The 18,864-nt window shown below is 71.8% G+C and carries 21 protein-coding genes; 5 read left to right on the top strand and 16 right to left on the bottom strand.

The features are described from left to right. Window positions 1-14: 14 nt before the first annotated feature. The 6 genes from G407_RS0112725 to G407_RS27505 form a co-directional block, all read right to left on the bottom strand. Window positions 15-716, bottom strand: a complete 702-nt coding sequence (locus G407_RS0112725; protein WP_029031098.1) for an ABC transporter ATP-binding protein — start codon at window positions 714-716, stop codon at window positions 15-17. Further along, window positions 700-1,527, bottom strand: coding sequence for an ABC transporter ATP-binding protein (locus G407_RS27515; RefSeq protein WP_052341316.1), 828 nt, complete (start codon window positions 1,525-1,527; stop codon window positions 700-702). The genes G407_RS0112725 and G407_RS27515 overlap by 17 nt, the downstream gene beginning before the upstream one ends. After that, window positions 1,524-2,552: a branched-chain amino acid ABC transporter permease gene (locus G407_RS27510; protein WP_043539716.1), complete on the bottom strand. Its 1,029-nt coding sequence runs from the start codon at window positions 2,550-2,552 to the stop codon at window positions 1,524-1,526. The genes G407_RS27515 and G407_RS27510 overlap by 4 nt, the downstream gene beginning before the upstream one ends. Beyond that, entirely contained in the window at window positions 2,549-3,421 is an 873-nt protein-coding gene (locus G407_RS0112710; protein ID WP_029031097.1) for a branched-chain amino acid ABC transporter permease, read from the bottom strand. The genes G407_RS27510 and G407_RS0112710 overlap by 4 nt, the downstream gene beginning before the upstream one ends. A 90-nt stretch (window positions 3,422-3,511) precedes the next feature. Next, a complete protein-coding gene (locus tag G407_RS0112705; protein WP_029031192.1) occupies window positions 3,512-4,720 on the bottom strand; it encodes an ABC transporter substrate-binding protein in 1,209 nt (402 codons plus the stop codon). 25 nt (window positions 4,721-4,745) lie between these two features. Further along, on the bottom strand, window positions 4,746-5,540 hold the full coding sequence (locus G407_RS27505; protein ID WP_245259082.1) for a GntR family transcriptional regulator: 795 nt from the start codon (window positions 5,538-5,540) through the stop codon (window positions 4,746-4,748). Between the two features lie 158 nt (window positions 5,541-5,698). Between G407_RS27505 and leuC the strand changes: the two genes are divergently transcribed. Both leuC and leuD read left to right on the top strand, forming a co-directional pair. After that, window positions 5,699-7,120 (top strand): 3-isopropylmalate dehydratase large subunit, encoded by a 1,422-nt coding sequence (gene leuC / locus G407_RS0112695; RefSeq protein ID WP_029031096.1) that lies wholly within the window; start codon window positions 5,699-5,701, stop codon window positions 7,118-7,120. Between the two features lie 2 nt (window positions 7,121-7,122). Further along, window positions 7,123-7,734 carry a 3-isopropylmalate dehydratase small subunit gene (gene leuD / locus G407_RS0112690; protein WP_029031095.1) on the top strand — a complete coding sequence of 204 codons (612 nt, stop codon included), beginning with the start codon at window positions 7,123-7,125 and terminating at the stop codon, window positions 7,732-7,734. A gap of 9 nt (window positions 7,735-7,743) precedes the next feature. On the opposite strand, the gene G407_RS0112685 is transcribed toward leuD, so the two are convergent. From G407_RS0112685 to G407_RS27490, 6 genes are all read right to left on the bottom strand, one after another. After that, on the bottom strand, window positions 7,744-8,391 hold the full coding sequence (locus G407_RS0112685) for a DsbE family thiol:disulfide interchange protein (RefSeq protein WP_029031094.1): 648 nt from the start codon (window positions 8,389-8,391) through the stop codon (window positions 7,744-7,746). A 2-nt stretch (window positions 8,392-8,393) separates the two neighbouring features. After that, window positions 8,394-8,624 (bottom strand): heme exporter protein CcmD, encoded by a 231-nt coding sequence (gene ccmD, locus G407_RS27500; protein WP_052341314.1) that lies wholly within the window; start codon window positions 8,622-8,624, stop codon window positions 8,394-8,396. Between the two features lie 10 nt (window positions 8,625-8,634). Then, window positions 8,635-9,381, bottom strand: a complete 747-nt coding sequence (locus tag G407_RS0112675) for a heme ABC transporter permease (protein ID WP_029031093.1) — start codon at window positions 9,379-9,381, stop codon at window positions 8,635-8,637. Window positions 9,382-9,550: 169 nt separating this feature from the next. After that, window positions 9,551-10,201 carry a DUF1254 domain-containing protein gene (locus tag G407_RS0112670; RefSeq protein WP_084327503.1) on the bottom strand — a complete coding sequence of 217 codons (651 nt, stop codon included), beginning with the start codon at window positions 10,199-10,201 and terminating at the stop codon, window positions 9,551-9,553. Continuing rightward, window positions 10,198-10,824, bottom strand: coding sequence for a DUF1214 domain-containing protein (locus G407_RS27495; protein ID WP_052341313.1), 627 nt, complete (start codon window positions 10,822-10,824; stop codon window positions 10,198-10,200). The genes G407_RS0112670 and G407_RS27495 overlap by 4 nt, the downstream gene beginning before the upstream one ends. Before the next feature lie 27 nt (window positions 10,825-10,851). After that, on the bottom strand, window positions 10,852-13,065 hold the full coding sequence (locus tag G407_RS27490; protein ID WP_052341312.1) for a transglycosylase domain-containing protein: 2,214 nt from the start codon (window positions 13,063-13,065) through the stop codon (window positions 10,852-10,854). Window positions 13,066-13,396: 331 nt separating this feature from the next. On the opposite strand from G407_RS27490, the gene G407_RS0112655 reads away from it, so the two are divergent. Then, window positions 13,397-13,873, top strand: a complete 477-nt coding sequence (locus G407_RS0112655) for a YcgN family cysteine cluster protein (RefSeq protein ID WP_029031091.1) — start codon at window positions 13,397-13,399, stop codon at window positions 13,871-13,873. 18 nt (window positions 13,874-13,891) lie between these two features. Here the strand turns inward: G407_RS0112655 and G407_RS27485 are convergent, their stop codons facing one another. The 3 genes from G407_RS27485 to G407_RS0112640 form a co-directional block, all read right to left on the bottom strand. Beyond that, window positions 13,892-15,088 carry an AI-2E family transporter gene (locus G407_RS27485; protein ID WP_052341311.1) on the bottom strand — a complete coding sequence of 399 codons (1,197 nt, stop codon included), beginning with the start codon at window positions 15,086-15,088 and terminating at the stop codon, window positions 13,892-13,894. 65 nt (window positions 15,089-15,153) lie between these two features. Then, window positions 15,154-16,095, bottom strand: coding sequence for an acetamidase/formamidase family protein (locus G407_RS0112645; RefSeq protein WP_029031090.1), 942 nt, complete (start codon window positions 16,093-16,095; stop codon window positions 15,154-15,156). A gap of 81 nt (window positions 16,096-16,176) precedes the next feature. Then, the gene (locus tag G407_RS0112640; protein WP_029031089.1) at window positions 16,177-17,148 is read right to left on the bottom strand and encodes a magnesium transporter CorA family protein; all 972 of its coding nucleotides are present in this window, start codon (window positions 17,146-17,148) and stop codon (window positions 16,177-16,179) included. Window positions 17,149-17,378: 230 nt separating this feature from the next. Here G407_RS0112640 and G407_RS0112635 point away from each other — a divergent pair, with 230 nt between their 5' ends. Beyond that, window positions 17,379-18,296: a pirin family protein gene (locus tag G407_RS0112635; RefSeq protein ID WP_029031088.1), complete on the top strand. Its 918-nt coding sequence runs from the start codon at window positions 17,379-17,381 to the stop codon at window positions 18,294-18,296. Window positions 18,297-18,356: 60 nt separating this feature from the next. Beyond that, on the top strand, window positions 18,357-18,557 hold the full coding sequence (locus G407_RS0112630; protein ID WP_029031087.1) for a hypothetical protein: 201 nt from the start codon (window positions 18,357-18,359) through the stop codon (window positions 18,555-18,557). Window positions 18,558-18,602: 45 nt separating this feature from the next. On the opposite strand, the gene G407_RS0112625 is transcribed toward G407_RS0112630, so the two are convergent. Next, the coding region (locus tag G407_RS0112625; RefSeq protein WP_029031086.1) for an IS5/IS1182 family transposase at window positions 18,603-18,864 on the bottom strand (262 nt) is incomplete at its 5' end.

The raw sequence follows: 18,864 nt of genomic DNA, 5'->3' as shown, positions 1-18,864 counted from the left end.
CGGGAACTCCATCCTCACATGCCCAGGTAGGTTTTTTCGAGCGCGGGATCGGCCGCGAGGTCGCGCGCCGCGCCGGCCATGGTGACGGCCCCGTTCTCGAGCACGTAGGCCCTGTCGGCCAGCTCGAGGGACTGCACCACGTTCTGCTCGACGAGCATGACCGCGAGCCCCCCTTTCGCGATCGTCGCGACGAGGCGGAACAGCTCGTCGACGAGGAGCGGCGAGAGGCCGAGGGACGGCTCGTCGAGGATGAGGAGCTTCGGCTCGCCCATCAGGCCGCGGCCGATGGCGAGCATCTGCTGCTCGCCGCCCGACAGCGTGCCCGCGGATTGCGCCGCGCGCTCGCGCAGCCGCGGGAACGTCTCGAAGACCCGCTCGAGGTTCTTCGCGCGGGACGAGCGGGCCCGGGCATAGCTGCCGAGCTCCAGGTTCTCGCGGACCGAGAGGTTGGGGAAGATCCGGCGGCCCTCGGGGACGTGGATCAGCCCGCGCCGGACGATCTGGGGCGCCGCGAGGCCGTCGATCCGCTCGCCGTCGAACGCGATCGTGCCGGCGGTCGCGCGCACGAGGCCCGAGATCGTGGCGTTGAGCGTGGTCTTGCCGACCCCGTTGGCGCCGAGCACGGCCACCACCTCGCCGGGACCGACGTCGAGCGAGATGCCGCGCAGGACGGAGATGCCGCCGTAGCCGGAGACGAGATCACGCACGCTGAGCATGGCCGTCCTCCGTCTCGTCCGCGGGCGTCACGGGCGTCGATTTCCCCTGGAGGCGCTGCGCCGCGCCGTGCCCGAGATAGGCCTCGACCACGTGCGGGTCGCGGGCGATCCGGGCCGGCGGGCCCTGCGCGATCATGCGTCCCTGCGCGAGCACGTAGATGTCGTCGCACAGGCTCATCACCGCCTGCATCACGTGCTCGACGATGAGGATGGTGACGCCCCGCTCGCGGATGGCGCGGATCACCGGGATCATGTCGCGGATCTCGGACGGGTTGAGGCCGGCGAGCACCTCGTCGAGGAGGAGGAGCCGCGGGCCCGTGGCGAGCGCGCGGGCGAGCTCGAGGCGCTTGCGGCCGGCGACCGTCAGCGCACGGGCCGGCTGGTCGAGCATGCCGCCGAGCCCCACCTGGTCGGCGACGCGCCGGGCCAGCGCCAGCGCGTCGGCGCGCGCGGCGTGGCGCAGGAAGGCGCCGACCGCGATGTTCTCGACGACGGAGAGCGTGGCGAAGGGCTGGACGATCTGGAACGTGCGCGCGATGCCGATCCGCGCCCGCTCGTGGGCGGGCAGGGCGGTGACGTCGCGGTCGTCGTAGACGATCCGGCCGGTCGTCGCCGGCTCGAAGCCGGAGATCACGGTGAAGAGCGTCGTCTTGCCGGCGCCGTTGGGGCCGATCAGGCCGGTGATGGATCCCGGCGCCACGGCGAGCGAGGCGTCGTCCACGGCGACGAGGCCGCCGAAGCGCTTGGTGACGTGCTCGACGCGCAGGAGGCTCGTCGGGAGGCCTGTCGGGTGGCTCGTCTGGAGGCTCATGCCGCGGGCTCCTCGCGTGCCGGGAGCGGGGCGGCGTTCGCCGTCGATTTCGCCGTCGATCCGGCGAGGCGCCGTCGCAGCCGGCCGAGCACGCCCATGATCCCGTCCGGCGTGAAGGCGACGACCAGGATGAGCACGACGCCGAAGACGACGAGGTCGATGCCGGGGATCTCGCCGGTGAACATCTTCGAGCCTTCGGAGAGCCCGTGCAGCGCGAGCGCCCCCACGAGCGGGCCGAACACGGTGCCGAGCCCGCCCACGATGGGTGCGAGCAGCGCCTCGATGGAGATCCACGGCCCGTAGGCGATCAGGGCGTCGAGATAGAGGAAGTACTGCGCGTAGAGCCCGCCCGCGGCCGCCGTGATCGCGCCCGAGATCGCGATGGCCTTCAGCTTCACCGCGAGCGCGTCGACGCCGAGGGCGCGGGCGGCCGCCTCGTTCTCGCGCACGGCGACGAGCTGCGCGCCGAAGCGGGCGCGCTCGATGGCGCGCACGAGCACGAGCACGGCCCCCACGAGCGCGAGCGCGACCCAGTAGTAGGCGGCGCGGCTCTCGAACTGGAAGTTCCAGGCGGAGACCTCGAGCGGGATCAGGATCCCCGCCGCGCCGCCGGTGAAGCCCGCGGAATTGGCGAGGATGCGCAGCACTTCCGCGAAGGCGAGCGTCACGAGGGCGAAATACGAGCCCCTCAGTCCCGAGCGGAAGGAGAGATAGCCGATGACGAAGCCGACGAGCGCACCGAGCCCGATGCCGACGAGGAAGGCGACATAGGCGTTGAGCCCGAGGTTCACCTGGAGGATCGCCGCCGCGTAGGCGCCCGTGCCGAAGAAGGCGGCGTGCCCGAAGGAGAACTGGCCTCCGTAGCCCGCCAGCAGATTCCAGCCCTGCGCCGCGAGCGCGATGATCAGGGTGAAGACGAGGAAGTTGAGCACCGTGTTCGAGGACACGAACAGCGGCACGAGCGCGAGCAGCGCGACGACGAGGAGGATCGGGGCGAAGCCCGTGGCGAGGTCGCGCGCGTTCATGCCTTGGCTCCGAACAGGCCGGTCGGGCGGAACAGGAGCACGAGGATGAAGATCAGGAAGATGCCGATCTGGCCCAGGCTCTCGCCGAGATAGAGGCCCGACAGGCTCTCCACGACGCCGATGAACAGGCCGCCGAGGAGCGCGCCGGGAATCGAGCCCATGCCGCCGAGCACCACGATGGTGAAGGCCACGAGCACGAAGGCGCCGCCGACCCGCGGGTTGACGTAGAAGGTCGGCATCAGCAGGCAGGCCGCGATGGCGACGCAGGCCGCCCCGAGCCCGAAAGTGACCGCGTAGACGTGGCGCACGTCGATGCCGACCAGCGCCGCGCCGGTCTTTTCCTTGGCGACCGCACGGATCGCTTTGCCGGTGTCGGTGCGCGCCAGCGCGAGCCAGAGCAGGCCCGCCACGGCGATCGAGCCGAAGAAGGCGATCACGCGGGGCGTCGACAGGAACAGGTCGCCCACCTCGATCACGGAGAACCCGTAGGGCGTGTCGACGCTGCGCGTGTCGGAGCGGAAGATGCCCAAGAGCGCGTTCTCGATGATGATCGCGAGCCCCAGCGTGACGAGCAGGATGTTGACGTCCTCCCCATGGCTCGCCGGCCCGATGACGAGGCGCTGGACCGCATAGCCGACGGCGAAGAACAGCGGCGTCAGCACCAGGATCGCGAGGTAGGGATCGAGCCCCAGCGCCTGGTGCAGCACGAGGACGCCGAACATCGCCGCCGTCAGCGTGGCGCCGTGCGCGAAGTTGATGATGTGCAGGACGCCGTAGACGAGCGTCAGCCCGAGCGCGATCAGCGCGTAGACCGCGCCGGTCATCAGGCCGTTGATCGTGGCGGTGAGGACGATGTCGGGCGAGAACATGCGGGAATGCGGCCTCGTTCACGAGACGGCGGTCCTCGCCCCGGGCCGAAGGAAGCCCGGGGCGAGCGCGGGATCAGGTCGCTCGTGCGATTACGTCACCGGGAACACCGGCTCGGCGTCCGCGAAGTCCTCGGGGAAGATCACCTTGATGTCGCCGCCCTGCACCTGCGTGTTCACCGGCGCGGCGCCCTGGTTCTGGCCGTCGACGAACACCGTCGGGCCGTAGGGCATCACGTGGCCTTCGTAGGTGGAGGCCGCGAGCGCGTCGCGGATCGCGGTGCGCTCCGTGGAGCCGGCCCGCGCGATGGCGTCGGCGAGGAGCTTCACGTTCGAGTAGTTGAGCGGGATGTTGTAGGTCCACACGTTCCCGTCGGAGCGGACCCGCTCGAGCAGCGCCTGGGACTCCTGCTTGCGCGGATCGTGCCAGTGATTGCAGTCCATCACGTTCTCGGCGGCGTCGGGGAATTCCTGCACGAAGCGGAAGTTCGAGGCCGCGCCGTTGAGGACGGCGTAGATGCCCTTCGGGCGGATGCGCTGCTGCTGCATGGTGCGGGCGAGCAGCACGAACTCGCCGTAATAGCTCGACGGGATGACGATGTCGGGGTTCGCCGCGCGGATCTGGAGCGCGATGTTCGACATGTCGCGCGCGGGCGTCGGATGGGCGAGCGTCTGCAGCACCTCGAAGCCGCGCTTCGGCAGCTCGTTCTGCAGGAGCTGGGCGAGGCCGGAGCCGAACAGCCCGTCCTCGTGGACGAGAACGACGGTCTTGGCCGGGTTGCCGGCGGCCTCGTTGATCTTGACGAGGTTCTCCAGCGCCTGCTGCGTCACCTTGCCGAAGCCGGGGCCGAAGCGGAACGTGTTGGTGAGCCCGCGCGAGACGATCTGGTCGGAGACCCCGACGTCGACGAGGTAGGGCAGGTCGTAGCGGGAGGCCGCCTGGGAGGAGGCGAGGCAGATCGGCGAGGCGAAGCCGCCGACGATCGCGACGACGCCCTCGGCCTGCATCTTCTCGACTTCCGCCGTGCCGCCTTCGGGCGTCGAGCGGGCGTCGCCGAAGACCGGCTCGATCGGCTGCCCGTTCACGCCGCCGGCGGCGTTGATCATCTCGATGGCGAGCTCGGCGCCGATGCGGCCCTGCTGGCCGTCGAAGGCGAGGGCGCCGGTCATCGGCTGGAGGATGCCGACCTTGATCGGCGCGGACTGGGCGCGCAGGTAGGCCGGCGCGCCGATCAGGGCGGCGGTCGCCGCCGCGCCCTGGAGCAGCGTGCGACGGGTGATCGATGGATTGGTGTGGCTCACGGCTGAAGTCTCCTCGATGCGGGGCTCAACGGTCCGTTCCCGAGCCGTCTTCTGGGGACGGCTTCGTCGTGGTGGCGATCGGGCTCCAGCGGCGTGCGCCGTCCCGGCCGGTGCGCGTCATCTCCATCTGGAACGCGTAGCGATCCGGCCGATAGAGGGCGTGCAGGTGCTCCACCCCCCGCCCGTCCTCGTCGAAGACCGTGCGGGTGAGGGAGAGGAGTGCCGAGCCGACCTCGACGTCCAGCGCCTGCGCCGTCTCCGGACCCGCGAGGGCCGCGGCGATGGTCTGGCTGGCGCGGGCGCAGACGACGCCGGAGCGCTCGAGCAGCGCGAGCAGGGGCGTCGTGGCGAGATCGGCCTCGGAATAGGTGACGCCGATCCGCTCGGGGACCCACGTCGTGAGGTACGAGAACGGTGCGCCGTCGATCAGGCGGATGCGCAGGGAGCGCTGGGCGCGCTCGTCGGCGTCGAGCCGCAGCGCGTCCGCGATCGGCGCCGCCGGCGTCTCGTAGGCGAAGGAGATCAGGCGCACCGAGGTGGCGCGGCCCATCTCGACGAGGTGCGCCAGCATGTTGGAGAAGTCCGCGACGATCGCGGGCCCGCCGCCGCGGCCGGTGACGAACGTCCCGGCGCCCGGCTGGCGGCGGATCAGCCCGTCGCGCTCAAGGCCGTCGAGCGCCCGGCGCACGGTGACGCGCGACACGCCGTGCACGTGCGAGAGCTCGGGCTCGCTCGGCAGCCGGGAGCCGGCGGGCACGGCGCCGCCGACGATGCGATCGCGCAGGACGAGGTACAGCCGCTGCGTCTTCGACGGCTCCACCCGTGCCCGTGTCTCCGCCCCCGCCTCCATCGCGATCCACCTTCCGGAGCGCTCGCGGCTTTCTTCGCGACGCGCTTTGCGCTATGTATCAGACAGCTTGCTGGTGAGACTATAAGACAAGAGTAGCGCGTCAAGCGCCATCTTCGAGGAACCGCCCGATGCCGTATCCGCGCTCCGCCCCGCGCACGCTGTTCGAGAAGGTGTGGGACCAGCACGTCGTCGCGTCCCGCGACGACGGGCCCGACCTGCTGTTCATCGACCGCCATCTGGTCCACGAGGGCTCCCACCACGCCTTCGCCAAGCTGCGCGAGAAGGGTCTTCCCGTGGCGCGGCCGGACCTCACCTTCGGCGTCGCGGATCACTACGTGCCCACCCGCAACCGATCCGGCGGGCTCGCGGACGCGGGCGTGCGGCGCATGGTGGACCAGCTCTCCGAGAACGCCCGTGCGCACGGCATCCGCCTCTTCGGTCTCGACGACCCGCGCCAGGGCATCGTCCACGTGGTCGGGCCCGAGCAGGGGCTCACCCTGCCGGGCCTCACCATCGTGTGCGGGGACAGCCACACCTCCACCCACGGCGCGTTCGGCGCGATGGCCTTCGGCATCGGCGCCTCCGACGTCGCCCACGTGCTCGCGACCCAGACGCTCTGGCAGAAGCGGCCCCGGCGCATGCGCATCGCCTTCGAGGGCGAGCTGATGCCCGGCGTCGGGGCGAAGGACATGGCGCTTTCCTGGATCGCGCGGCTCGGGGCCGACGGCGCGCGCGGGCATGCGATCGAGTATGCCGGCTCGGCCGTGCGCGCGCTCTCGATGGAAGGCCGGCTCACGCTGTGCAACCTCTCCATCGAGGGCGGCGGGCGGCTGGGCATGATCGCGCCCGACGAGACCACGATCCGCTACCTGGAGGGCCGGCCCTTCGCGCCGACGGGCGACCTCTTCGCCCGCGCGGCGGAAGACTGGCTCGCGCTGGCGAGCGACGGGTCCGCGGCCTTCGACCGCGAGATCGTGCTCGCGGCGGGCGAGATCGCGCCCGTCGTCACCTGGGGCACGAGCCCCGAGGACGCGCTCCCGATCACCGGGGAGACCCCGGACCCCGGCCGGATGGCCGACGAGGGCCGTGCCGCGCACGCCCGCGAGGCGCTCGCCTACATGGGCCTCGTGCCGGGGCGGCCGCTCACCGAGATCGCGGTCGATCGCGTGTTCATCGGCTCGTGCACCAACAGCCGCATCGAGGACCTGCGGGCCGCCGCCGCCGTCCTCGCCGGCCGCAAGGCTCGTGTGCCGGGGCTGGTGTCGCCCGGCTCCTCCCTCGTCAAGCGCCAGGCGGAGGAGGAGGGGCTCGACCGGATCTTCGTCGAGGCCGGGCTCGAATGGGTCGAATCGGGCTGCTCGATGTGCGTGGGCATGAACGGCGACATCGTCGCGCCCGGCGAGCGCTGCGCCTCGACCACGAACCGCAACTTCAAGGGCCGCCAGGGGCCCGGGGCCCGCACGCACCTGATGTCGCCGGCGATGGTGGCCGCGGCGGCGATCGAGGGCCGGCTCGCCGACGCGCGGCCCTATCTCGAGGGGAGGATCTGAGGATGGAGCCGTTCCGCCGTCTCGAGGCGATCGCCTGCCCGTTGCCGCTCGCCTCGGTCGACACCGACCAGATCATCCCGGCGCGGTTCATGAAGACGCCGCGATCCGAGGGCTACGGTCGCTTCCTCCTCCACGACCTGCGCCACGACGCCGAGGGACGCCCGACCGGTGCGCTCTCCCTCGACGACCCGACGCGGGCGGGTGCGCGCATCCTGGTCGCGCGGCGCAACTTCGGCGCCGGCTCCTCGCGCGAGGCGGCGGTGTACGCGCTGGTGGACTACGGCATCCGCTGCGTGATCGCGCCGAGCTTCGGCGACATCTTCGCGGCGAACGCGGCCAACAACGGCCTGCTTCCCGCCGCCGTCGCCGAGGAGGACGCGGAACGGCTGCTCCTGGCGCTCGAAAGCGGGCTCGCCGGGCTCGTGGTGGATCTCGAGGCCGAGCGGATCGAGGGAGCGGGCGAGGCGATCGCCTTCTCGGTCGACCCGGTGGTGCGCACGAAGCTCCTCAACGGCTGGGACGATCTCGACCTGACGCTCAGCCGGGCGGACGCGATCGCGGCCTTCACCGCGGCCGACGCCGAGCGTCGGCCCTGGGCGCGCCCGCGCGGGTGAGGCGCGCCGTCAGCCGGTGGGCAGCCTGTCGCGCATGTCCTCGGGCAGCGCGGCGCGGATGGCGTCGAGGAAGGGGCCGAGCCGGCCCGGCTCGATCGGCCCGATGTGCTTGTAGCGAACGATGCCTTCGCGATCGACGACGAAGGTCTCCGGCACGCCGTAGACGCCCCAGTCGATGGCCGATCGGCCGCTCGCGTCGACGCCCACGCGGTCGTAGGGGTTGCCGAGCGCGCCGAGGAAGCGCCGGGCGTTCTCGGGCGCGTCCTTGTAGTTGATGCCGACGATCGTGAGGTAGGGCAGCTCCGAAAGCTCCATCAGCACCGGGTGCTCGATCCGGCACGGGCCGCACCAGGAGGCCCAGACGTTGACGATCGTCACCGGCCGCTCCGGCGTGCCGGCGAGATCGGCGGTCGAGAAGCCGGGTATCGGGGCCCCGGCCTCCGAGAGGCCCTCCAGCGGCGGCAGGCTCACCTGCGGCGCCGGACGGCCGATCAGGACCGACGGCACGCGCGAGGGGTCGCCGAAGAGCCCGACCAGGAACACCAGCGCGAGCCCGGCGAAGATCAGGACCGGCAGCAGGAACAGGACGCGGATCCGGGTCCGCGGGGCGGGGTCGCTCGTCGGGTCGCCGGGCTCGAAGTGCGGGCGCTCGTCCATGCTCATGCGCTCTCGGTGGCGGCGGGGCGGGGCCGGTCGGCGGGCGCTCCCGACGATCCCGCGGCGCGCTCGCCGCCGCGGCGGCGGCCGCGGGCGACGCCGCGCGCCTCGAGCTCGGCGAGCGCCCGCTTCTGGGCGCGCTGGTCGAGGACCATGCGCACGATCAGCCCGCCGACGACGAGGACCGTCGCGAGGTAGCTCGCGAGGATGAAGGGGGTGTGCGGATCGCCCATCGCCGACTCCTCAGGCCGCCAGCCGGCGCTCGTCGAGGCGCTCGGCCTCGAGGATCGAGAGCGTGCGCACGCGCCGGCGGTAGACCTCCGTGCGCATGGCGTACATGTGCATGGTGAGCGCGAGGAAGGTGACGCCGAGCGCCATGACGAGGAGCGGGTAGAGCATCGTCGGGTAGATCGTCGGCCCGTCCATGCGGAAGACGCTCGCCGGCTGATGGAGCGTATTCCACCAGTCGACGGAGAACTTCACGATCGGCAGGTTGAGCGCCCCGACCAGCGTGAGGATCGCCACCGCCCGCGCGGCGCGGGAGGGGTCCTCGATGGTGCGCCAGAGCGCGATGATGCCGGCATAGACCAGGAAGAGCACCAGCACGGAGGTCAGCCGCGCGTCCCACACCCAGTAGGTGCCCCACATCGGCTTGCCCCAGAGCGCCCCCGTGATCAGGCACACGAGCGTGAAGGCGGCCCCGATCGGAGCCGCCGCCTTCTGCGACACGTCCGCCAGCGGATGGCGCCAGACCAGCGTGCCGATCGCGGAGGCGCTCATCATCGCGTAGAGGAAGAGCGCCAGCCACGCGGCCGGGACGTGGATGTACATGATCCGGATGGTCTCGCCCTGCTGGTAGTCCGCCGGCGCGACGAACCAGGCCATCCACAGGCCGATGCCGAGCGTCGCGACGGTGAGCCCGGCGAGCCAGGGCAGCAGGGCTCCTGACCAGCGCAGGAACGTGCTCGGATTGGCGAGTTTCGTCAGCATGCGGCTCCCTCGGCACCAGCTCGATGTAGCGAGCCCGCCTTTCCCTCGCAACGGCGCCGTGGTCGCACCTCGGAACGGTTCCGGTCCGGCCGACCATGCCGCGGGGATGCGGCGGGAGCAATGCGCGCAAGAACGGACCCGTGCCGGGAGGGTTCGGGAGGGCTGGCGCTCAGAGCGGCTCGATCGTGCAGGACACGCCCTCGACGAGCGCGCGCGCGAGCCCCGCCTCGCTCGGGAAGGCGGCGAGCGTGCGCACCAGCACGAATCCCTGGCGGCCGGGCGCCACCACCCGCAGGTCGCCGAAACCGTCCGCCGGCGCGTCCGCGACCTCCTCCCGGGCGGCCTCGCGGGCGAGGAGGGCATCGAGCTGCTCGCGCGTGGCGACGACGAGCTCGAGCCGCCCGCGCACGGCGGCGCGGTCGGTCACCGCGTAGTAGGCGCCGGCGCCCCGGGCGTGCAGCGAGATCGTCTGGAACAGCCGCCCGTCGGGCGCGCTCACGCGCAGCGGCCCCTCGGCGAGATCGTAGGCGCAGGCGCCTACCGCCGTCGCCGGGTCGTGGAGCGGCAGCCAGGTCTCGGGCGGGCTCGCGTCGACGGCGCCGAAGCCCGCGTCGCGCGGCGCGGCGACGAGCACCGCCGCCTCCGACGTCGTCGTCGGCGCGAGCCGCGCGTGGGCGTCCTGGCGGGCGAGCCAGGGCAGCATCAGGATGGCGGCGATGTGCGTCATCGCCGCGAGCACGAGGCCGATCGTGGTCGCGAGCGCGAGCTTGCCCGCGTTGCGGCCGAGGCTGTCGAGGACGGCGCGGGCGCGGGGCGTCACGACAGCGCCTCCCCGGGGCACGACATCCGCACGATGCGCGGCATGGCGCCGTCGTCGAGCCAGCCGAGCGCGCCGGAGACGGGGCTGTCGTAGAGGCGCAGCACCGCCTGGAAGCGCCCGGTGCCGGGGAGCTGGAGCCAGTTCCCGGGGCGCGGGCGCGGCGCGAGGGCGATCGTCACGCCGCCGGCCTCGTCGCGCAGCATCTGCGCGGAGGCGAGCCCGGCGCGGCGCTGCGGCGTCTCCAGCAGCCGGCCGTCGAGGTCGTAGAGCGTGAAGGTCCAGGCGCGCGCCACCGGCGTCTCGCCGGCGACGACATAGCTGCAGGCGGCGTCGAGCGGCCGGCCGAGCTCGTCGGCGTCGGCGTGGAAGGCGATGCCCTCGCCCTGCGCGAGCGGCACGTCGGCCGAGCGCGCCATGATGGCGCGGGCGTACGGGTCGGAGGCCGGCGAGCCGACGCTCGGCCAGGCGACCCAGGCCTGCACGCGGCGCTCGCCGAACGGATACTCGCCCTCCAGCACGTACAGGGCGGAGCCGAGCCCGATCCCGGCACCGAGCGCCGCCGCCCAGGCGAGGAGGAGGAGGTGGTAGGCGTTCCGGGCCGCCCGGCGCAGGGCTTCGAACATGACCGCGTTCCCAAAGAGCCCCGGCGCTCAGCGCGTCACGGACTGGAAGCCGCCCGCGCCCGTCGGCTGGACGGCGAGCGCGGCCGGGCCCGGCGCGCGGCCTTCGCGGAAGCCGCGCGGCGTGCGGGCCTCCTCGAACAGCGAGCCGATGCCGGTGACGACCTCGAAGGAGCGGCGCGAGAGCGTGTTGCGCTGGAGCGCCGCGACCTGCGGGTCGATGCTCGCCGTCGTCGCCGGGCCGCCGGCAACGGCGGGGCCGTCGCCCTCCAGCCCCGGGATCGGGCGCGGCTCGACGCCGCCGTGGGCGAAGGTCATGATCTCCTTGAAGGTCATGGCCGGGAGCGAGCCGCCGGTCATGTTGTTCGTGGAGGTGAAGTCGTCGTTGCCGAACCACACGGCGGCGACGAAATTGCCGGTGTAGCCGGCGTACCAGGCGTCTCGGTAGGCGTTGGTCGTGCCGGTCTTGCCTGCCGAGCGGATGCCGTCGAGCGCGGCGCGCCGGCCCGTGCCGCGCTCCGGCACGGCGGCGAGCATGGTGTTCATGTCAGCTACGACGCCCGTGGAGAGCACGCGCTCGCGCGGCGCGTCGCGGTCGTGCGAGTAGAGCACCCGGCCGTCCGGCGTCGTCACCTCGACGGCGGGGTGGGGCCGCGCGCGCTCTCCGCCGTTGGCGAAGACGGCATAGCCCGCCGCCATGTCGAGCACCGTCATCTCGGAGGCGCCGATCGGCAGCGAGGACGTGTCCGCGAGCGGCGTCTCGACGCCCATGCGCCGGGTCGTCTCGATGATGCGCGCACGCCCGCGCTTGGCGTTGCCTTCGCCGATCTCGACCGAGAGCCGCACGGGGATCGTGTTGATCGAGCGCGCCAGCGCCGTGATCAACGGCATCGCGCCGGCGAACGAGCGATTGTAGTTGTTCGGGCACCAATTGCCGAGGCAGATCGGCCGGTCGACGACCGTCGAGTCCGGGCGATAGGGCAGGTAGGACAGGGCGGTGGCGTAGACGAAGGGCTTGAAGGACGAGCCCGGCTGGCGGCGCGCGTGCGCCGCGCGGTTGAACTGGCTCTGCCCGTAGTCGCGCCCGCCGACGATGGCGCGCACCGCCCCGTCCGGCTCCATGAGCACCGCGGCCGCCTGCCCGACGCGGTAGCGCTCCCCGTGCTGGCGCAGCGTGTCCTCGACGGCGAGCTCGGCGCGGCGCTGCATGGCCTGGTCGAGCGGCGTCTTCACCACGAGCACCCGCTGACCGTCGAAATAGCCGTCCCGGGCCATGTCGCGGACCTGCTCGAACGCCCAGTCGAGGTAGTAGTCCGGCGTCGTCTCGCGGCCGCGGTCGATCGCGCTCGCCGGGCGGCGCCGGGCGATCTGGACCTGGCCCTCCGACATGAAGCCGGCATCGACCATCGCCGTGAGGACGTCGTTGGCGCGGGCGCGCGCCGCGGGCAGGTTGACGTGGGGCGAGAAGCGCGAGGGGGCCTTGAACAGGCCCGCCAGCATCGCCGCCTCGGCGAGCGTCACCTCGCCGATCGGCTTGCCGAAGTAGAAGTCGGCGGCCGCGACGACGCCGAAATTGCCGCCGCCCATGTAGGCGCGGTCGAGGTAGAGCTTCAGGATCTCGTTCTTGGAAAGCTGGAACTCGAGCCAGAGCGCGAGGAAGGCCTCCTTGATCTTGCGATCGAGGGTGCGCTCGTTCGACAGGAACAGGTTCTTGGCGAGCTGCTGGGTGATGGTCGAGCCGCCCTGGACGACGCCGCCTTCGCGGGAGTTCGCCACCAGCGCCCGCGCGGTGCCGATCGGGTCGATGCCCCAATGCGAGAAGAAGCGCCGATCCTCGGTGGCGAGCGCCGCCTTGATGACGACCTCGGGGATCTCGTCGATGGCGACGGAATCGTCGTGGCGGATGCCGCGCCGGCCGACTTCCTGGCCGTAGCGGTCGAGGAAGGTGACGGCGAGCTCGTCGGTGCGGCGCCAATCCTCCTGCGTCTCGTAGAAGGCGGGAATGGCGAGCGCGAGCATCACGGTGGCGCCGGCGAGCCCGAGCGTCACGCCCTCCGAGGCGAGGTCGAGCACGACGCGCGCCGCGCCGCGGGCGCGGAACAGGTCCGTGAAGGCGGTGTAGCGGCGCCACAGCGTCTCCAGGTCGCGGCGCGAGTCGAACGCGGAGGCCGAAAGCCAGGCGTCGAGCGCGAGCGCAGCCCGCTTGACACGTGTCCAGACGCTGATCTTTCGATCGAAACGCACCCGCTTCCCCCGCTGCCCGCCCGGAGCGCTTAACCGAAGGTTAATCGCCCAGCTTCCTACCAGAACTCCGAGCCGGCGGCGATTCGAATCCGCCTCGAATCCGCCGCGCTCCGCAGCTTCTAACGGTTCGGCACGGTCCGGGTTCGCCCTGAATCGGCCGTCCCGCCGCCTTCCTTCCGCCCGGGGCGCGGCGCACCGGTCGCCGGTGCCCGCTTCCCGTCGCGGATGGACCCGCAAGGCCCGTGCCGGTCGCATTCGCCGCGAAACGGGCCTGCTCCGTTCGGAATTCGTTGAGGTTGACGGGCGGTGAACGCCCGCCGAGGATCGCCCCATGTCCCGCCGCGAGACGCCCACCGCCGCCGATGCACCGTTCTGGCGCACGAAGTCCCTTTCCGAGATGTCGGAGGCGGAATGGGAGAGCCTGTGCGACGGCTGCGGGCGCTGCTGCCTCGTCAAGCTCGAGGACGAGGACACCGAGGAGATCGCCTACACCGACGTCGCCTGCCGGCTGTTCGACGACGGCTCGTGCCGCTGTCGCGACTATGCGAACCGCCAGGCGGAGGTCTCCGACTGCGTCCGCCTGACGCCGGAGGCGGTCGAGGGGCTCTCCTGGCTGCCGGGCACCTGCGCCTATCGCCGCGTGGCGGAGGGCAGGGGGCTCGCCTGGTGGCACCCTCTGGTGTCCGGGGACCCGGAGACGGTTCACGCGGCCGGCGTGTCCGTGCGCGGGCGGGTGTCGGGCACGGAGGAGGAAGTGGGGCTGGCCGAGCTGGTGGAGCGGGTGGTGGGGTGGCCTTGGGGGGAGTGAGCGCCTCGGGCGCTGCGATCACCCGGGGGGCCTCCCGCTATCCTCCGCATCCTCCTCCACCGTCTCACGCGTCCCGTTCTCCTCCCCGTCCTCGTCCTCGTCCTCCCCGCTGTCCTCCCCGGGCACGCTCGTCTCCTCGCCCAGCGTCTCGCGCATCCACAGCATCTTGACGAGGACCATGATCGTCACCGCCATCGGCACGGCGAGGAAGACGCCGAGGAAGCCCCAGATCAGGCCGAAGCCGACGATGGCGAAGAGGGCGAAGGCGGGGGCGAGGCGCACCGCCGCGCGCTGGATCAGCGGCAGGAAGACGTTGCCCTCGAGCTGCTGCACCACGGTGACGACGGCGATCGTCCAGAGCACCGCGTCCATCCCCTCGTTGAAGGCGAAGACCACCGCCGGCGCCGAGCCGATGAAGGGACCGAGGAAGGGGATGAAGTTGGTCACCCCCGCGATCAGCCCGAGCGCCGCGGGGGCCGGGAGGCCGACCCACCAGAAGCCGAGCCCGGTCAGGACGCCGACGAGCGCCATCGACACGAGCTGGCCGAAGAACCACAGACGCAGCGCGTTCCCGGTCGTCAGGAGAGCGGTGTCGATGCGCTCCTGGTGCTCGTGCGGGAACAGCCGCACGAGCCCGCGCCGGTAGAGACCCGGGTCGTAGGCGAGGTAGATCGCCGCGACGACGACGATGAGCGCGTCGACGATCCCGCCCAGCACGGTGAAGCCGATGTTGGCGGCGCGGCTCATCAGCGACGAGCCGTCGCCCGCCGCCGAGGTGAAGCGTTCCTCCAGCCGCTCGACGGGATCGGGAATGTCGAAGCGCTCGCCGAGCGTGCGGATCGCCTCGGGCAGCTGCTCGACGACGTCGCGCACCTGGCCCTGCATCGTCACCCAGAAGAAGTAGCCGAAGCCGCCGATGACGGCGATGAGCAGGACGAGCCCGACGTAGAAGGCCGCATCGCCCGAGAGACCCGGGATGCGCGCCACCTGGTCGACGAAGGCGCGGATGATCACGCCGAGCAGGAGCGCGCCGAAGGCGAGCACCAGGACGTAGGCGAACTGGTAGGTCGCGAACGCGAGCGCCGCGACCAGGAGCACGATCAGGACCTTGCGCACGAACGGCGTCTCGGCCCCGGCGAAGCCGCGCGGCTGCGCGGGCCGCGCCCCCGGGCCGAAGCGTCGTGCCGGCTGCGTGCGCGTCGTGTCCTCGGCCATGGTCCCGCTCCTCCCGCGCTCGCCAACGGGAGGTGCGACGCGGTGGTTCCGGGCCGGTGCGCCGGTCAGCCGCGGCGCAGCAAGTCCTTCGCCAGCATGCAATGGACGCCCTTGTTGCCGTTGACGACCTGCGTGATCCGCAGGTCCGCGGCGAGGCTCGCGAGCATGTAGGCGTCCTCCCGCGAGATGCCGGCGCGGTCGACGACGAGGTCGATCATCTGGCGCAGCGCGATCACGACGCAATCGTCGAGATCCGGGTCGAAGGCCATGGTGATCCAGTGCGTCGGCGTCTCGGCGAGCGGCCAAGCGAGCCGCATGTCGTTGCGGGCGTGGAGCTCGAACGTGCCCACGAGCCCCGTCTCGATCGCCGTGATGCAGACCTCGCCGTCGCCCTGGGCCCCGTGCCCGTCGCCGACGGAGAAGCTGCCGCCGTCGACGAAGACGGGGAGGTAGAGCGTGGTTCCGGCGACGAGCTCCTTGTTGTCGAGGTTGCCGCCGTTGCGCCGGGGCGGCAGCGTCGACAGGGGGCCCCATTCCCGCGGCGGCGCGACGCCCATGACCCCGAAGAACGGGGCGAGCGGCAGCTCCAGCCCCCAGGAGAGGCGTGCGACGTTCCGCTCGCGGTCGAGCGGGATGTGCACGCAGCGGTGCGTCGCGAAGTCCTCGGGCAGGGCGCCGCGCTGGGGACCGAGCGCGTTGTAGCCCCAGTCGTAATGGAGGTCGATCGCCTCGATGCGCACCTCGAGCGCGCCGCCGGCCTTCAATCCGCGCACGGCGACGGGGCCGGTGCAGATGTGGCCGGGCAGCTTCGGGGAGAGCGCCGCGTGGATGGCGGAGAGCGCCGGCGGCACCTCGAACGGCGCGGGCGGCATCATCTCCGGGGCGCCCGAGACGGTGGAGATCGTCACCCGGTCGCCGCTGTCGACCACGAGGCGCGGCGGGAGGGCGCCGTCGAAATAGCCCCAGTGGACGGTCTCGGGGGCGGCGTCGAGGCGATGGTCCGTCATGGGATCGGTCTCCGAGGGCGTATCCGGTGTTCGCGGTCATCCATAGCCGCCCGGGTGCGCCGCGTCACCACGCGGGGATGCTCACAGCCACCCCTTGCGTTTGAACCAGTAGAACGAGCCCACCGCGGAGAGGACCATGGTCGCGAGCGCCGCCGGGTAGCCGAAGGCCCAGTCGAGCTCCGGCATGTGCGCGAAGTTCATGCCGTAGATCGTGCCGACGAGCGTCGGGGGCAGGAAGAGCACCGCGGCGATGGAGAAGACCTTGATGACCCTGTTCTGGGCGAGGTTGATGAGCCCGAGCGTCGCCTCCTGGAGGTAGACGATCTCCGCCGTGAGCTGGCCCTCGTAGGCCGACAGCGAGCGCAGGTCGCGCTCGAGCTGCTTGAGGCGGTGAGGCGCCTCCTTCGACAGCCAGGCCTCGCCGCCCTGGCGCACGTAGGGAACGAGGCGGGTGAGCGAGAGGAGGCTCTCGCGCAGGACCGAGATCATCATGTTGCGCCGCCCGAGGCGCATGAGGATCTCCTGCAGGTCGGTCTCGACCTGCTTGCCCTTTCGTGGCCCGCTTTCGACGAAGAGATGGGTGGAGACCGCGTTCAGGTCGGCGGCGACCGTCTCCATCACGTCGGCCGCGCGCTCGACGATCGAATCGACCAGCGCGACGAAGACGAGGTCGCTCGTCGGGTGCGCCTCGGGCTGACGGGCCCACTTGGCCTCGAACGTGCGAAAGGGCAGGGGGTCTCCGTACCGGATCGAGACCAGGTACCTCTGCGACACGACGAACGTCACCTGCGTCCGTCCGGGGCGGCCCTCGCCGAAGCCCTCGATCATCGTGGCGGTCACGACCAGCGCGCCGTCCTCGCGATAGAGGCGCGAGCTCTCCTCGATCTCCGCCATCTCCTGGCGGGTGGGCACCTCGACGCCGATCATCCGCTCGACGGCCTCCTCCTCCCCGGGGCTCGGCTCGCACAGGTCGATCCAGACGGCGTCGGGGTGCGGCTCGGTCTCGGGCAGGCGCACGAGCGTGCCGTCGCGGGCGCCGTAGAGGGTGATCATGCGGGGGCCTCCTGCGCGGCTCGGTCGCGCGCATCGCTCGTAGCGCCGCGGGCGGGAAAGGGGAAGCCGCACGGCGGTGTCGCCTTGCGGTAACGCGGAGCCGATCGTCACGATCTCCGGAACAGCTTGCGTTCGTGCCATCAAAGGATTGCGGTCCGCGCCCTCGCCGAACCGCTCCGCCTCGGCCATGATGCGAGCCGGACCCACGCGTCCACGCGAGGAGAGCGGCCATGAGCACCGAGCACGCGGACGATCCGGTTCCCGGCGATCCCCATTCCTGTGACGCGATCGAGACCGTGATCGTTCCCCGCGCCCGCGACATCGGCTCCTTCGAGGTGCGCCGTGCGCTGCCCTCGGCGAGGAAGCAGATGGTCGGCCCCTTCATCTTCTTCGACCAGATGGGTCCCGCCGAGTTCCTGCTCGGGGCCGGCATGGACGTGCGCCCGCATCCGCACATCGGGCTCGCCACCGTCACCTACCTGTTCGACGGCGAGATCGTGCATCGCGACAGCCTCGGCACGGAGCTGCCGATCCGGCCCGGCGCGCTCAACCTGATGACGGCGGGGCGTGGCATCACGCATTCGGAGCGCACCTCGGCCGATCTGCGAACGACCGGCTCCAAGCTGTTCGGCATCCAGAGCTGGGTGGCCTTGGCCGAGCGCGACGAGGAGGGCGATCCGGGCTTCGTGCACTACGGTGCCGACGCGCTCCCGATCGTCGAGGGCGAGGGAAAGAGCGTGCGCCTCGTCGCGGGCGCCGCGCTGGGGGCGCGCTCGCCCGTCCGGACCTCGACGGAGACGATCTACGCCGACGCCGCGCTCGAGGCCGGAGCGGTCGTCCCTTTCGACACGGACTGGGAGGAGCGGGCGATCTACACCGTCTCCGGCGAGGTCGAGATCGCGGGCGACCGGTTCGGCCCCGGCCGGCTCCTCGTCTTCCGTCCCGGCGACCGGATCGCCATCCGCGCGGCGACACCCGCGCGGTTCATGATGCTCGGCGGCGAGCCGATGGACGGCCCCCGCTACATCTGGTGGAACTTCGTCTCGTCCCGGCGGGAGCGCATCGAGGAGGCGAAGAACGACTGGCGCGCGGGCCGCTTCGCCATGGTGCCCGGAGAGACGGAGTTCATCCCGCTGCCCGGGCGCTGACGCGGGAGCGAACCCGTCGTCGCCGTCGGCGTTGGCTCGAGGTCACGAAAGGAGCGAGCCATGGCCGATCGCGAGCGCACCTCCCACGGACCGCCCGAGACGACGACGCCGCTCTCGCCCGGCGACGAGGCGGCGCCGGGCACCGCCGGCGTCGGCGAGAACGTCTGCCCGGATTGCCGCGGCACCGGCCGCCTCGAGAGCCGGCCCTGCCCGACCTGCGGCGGCACCGGCGTCGTGGAGGAGGGGATCGGCGGGGCGTGAGCGGCACGAGTGGCGCGCGAGGCGGTTCCGGGCTAGGCTCAGGACTCATAACCAAAACATGACTGTTGCGGCGAGAGCGATGGCCGAGAGGAAGACTTCGGGGCAGCGGTCATATCTGGTGGCGACCCGCCGCCAATCCTTCAGACGCCCGAACATGATTTCGATACGATTGCGGCGCTTGTAGCGGCGCTTGTCGTATTTGATGGGCTTCTTTCGTGCCTTCCGGCCCGGGATGCAGGGCCTGATCCCCTTATCTTGCAGGGCTTCGCGGAACCAGTCGGCGTCATAGCCGCGGTCCCCCAGAAGC

It is taken from the genome of Salinarimonas rosea DSM 21201 (assembly GCF_000429045.1).
GTDB lineage: Bacteria > Pseudomonadota > Alphaproteobacteria > Rhizobiales > Beijerinckiaceae > Salinarimonas > Salinarimonas rosea.
This window is presented reverse-complemented; position numbering and strand designations above follow the sequence as displayed.

Excerpts from the sequence above, each read along its gene's own strand:
- G407_RS0112725 (WP_029031098.1), bottom strand. The coding sequence starts at position 716 with ATGCTCAGCGTGCGTGATCTCGTCTCCGGCTACGGCGGCATCTCCGTC.
- G407_RS27515 (WP_052341316.1), bottom strand. The coding sequence starts at position 1,527 with ATGAGCCTCCAGACGAGCCACCCGACAGGCCTCCCGACGAGCCTCCTG.
- G407_RS27510 (WP_043539716.1), bottom strand. The coding sequence starts at position 2,552 with ATGAACGCGCGCGACCTCGCCACGGGCTTCGCCCCGATCCTCCTCGTC.
- G407_RS0112710 (WP_029031097.1), bottom strand. The coding sequence starts at position 3,421 with ATGTTCTCGCCCGACATCGTCCTCACCGCCACGATCAACGGCCTGATG.
- leuC (WP_029031096.1), top strand. The coding sequence starts at position 5,699 with ATGCCGTATCCGCGCTCCGCCCCGCGCACGCTGTTCGAGAAGGTGTGG.
- leuD (WP_029031095.1), top strand. The coding sequence starts at position 7,123 with ATGGAGCCGTTCCGCCGTCTCGAGGCGATCGCCTGCCCGTTGCCGCTC.
- G407_RS0112685 (WP_029031094.1), bottom strand. The coding sequence starts at position 8,391 with ATGGACGAGCGCCCGCACTTCGAGCCCGGCGACCCGACGAGCGACCCC.
- ccmD (WP_052341314.1), bottom strand. The coding sequence starts at position 8,624 with ATGGGCGATCCGCACACCCCCTTCATCCTCGCGAGCTACCTCGCGACG.
- G407_RS0112675 (WP_029031093.1), bottom strand. The coding sequence starts at position 9,381 with ATGCTGACGAAACTCGCCAATCCGAGCACGTTCCTGCGCTGGTCAGGA.
- G407_RS27495 (WP_052341313.1), bottom strand. The coding sequence starts at position 10,824 with ATGTTCGAAGCCCTGCGCCGGGCGGCCCGGAACGCCTACCACCTCCTC.
- G407_RS0112655 (WP_029031091.1), top strand. The coding sequence starts at position 13,397 with ATGTCCCGCCGCGAGACGCCCACCGCCGCCGATGCACCGTTCTGGCGC.
- G407_RS27485 (WP_052341311.1), bottom strand. The coding sequence starts at position 15,088 with ATGGCCGAGGACACGACGCGCACGCAGCCGGCACGACGCTTCGGCCCG.
- G407_RS0112645 (WP_029031090.1), bottom strand. The coding sequence starts at position 16,095 with ATGACGGACCATCGCCTCGACGCCGCCCCCGAGACCGTCCACTGGGGC.
- G407_RS0112640 (WP_029031089.1), bottom strand. The coding sequence starts at position 17,148 with ATGATCACCCTCTACGGCGCCCGCGACGGCACGCTCGTGCGCCTGCCC.
- G407_RS0112635 (WP_029031088.1), top strand. The coding sequence starts at position 17,379 with ATGAGCACCGAGCACGCGGACGATCCGGTTCCCGGCGATCCCCATTCC.
- G407_RS0112630 (WP_029031087.1), top strand. The coding sequence starts at position 18,357 with ATGGCCGATCGCGAGCGCACCTCCCACGGACCGCCCGAGACGACGACG.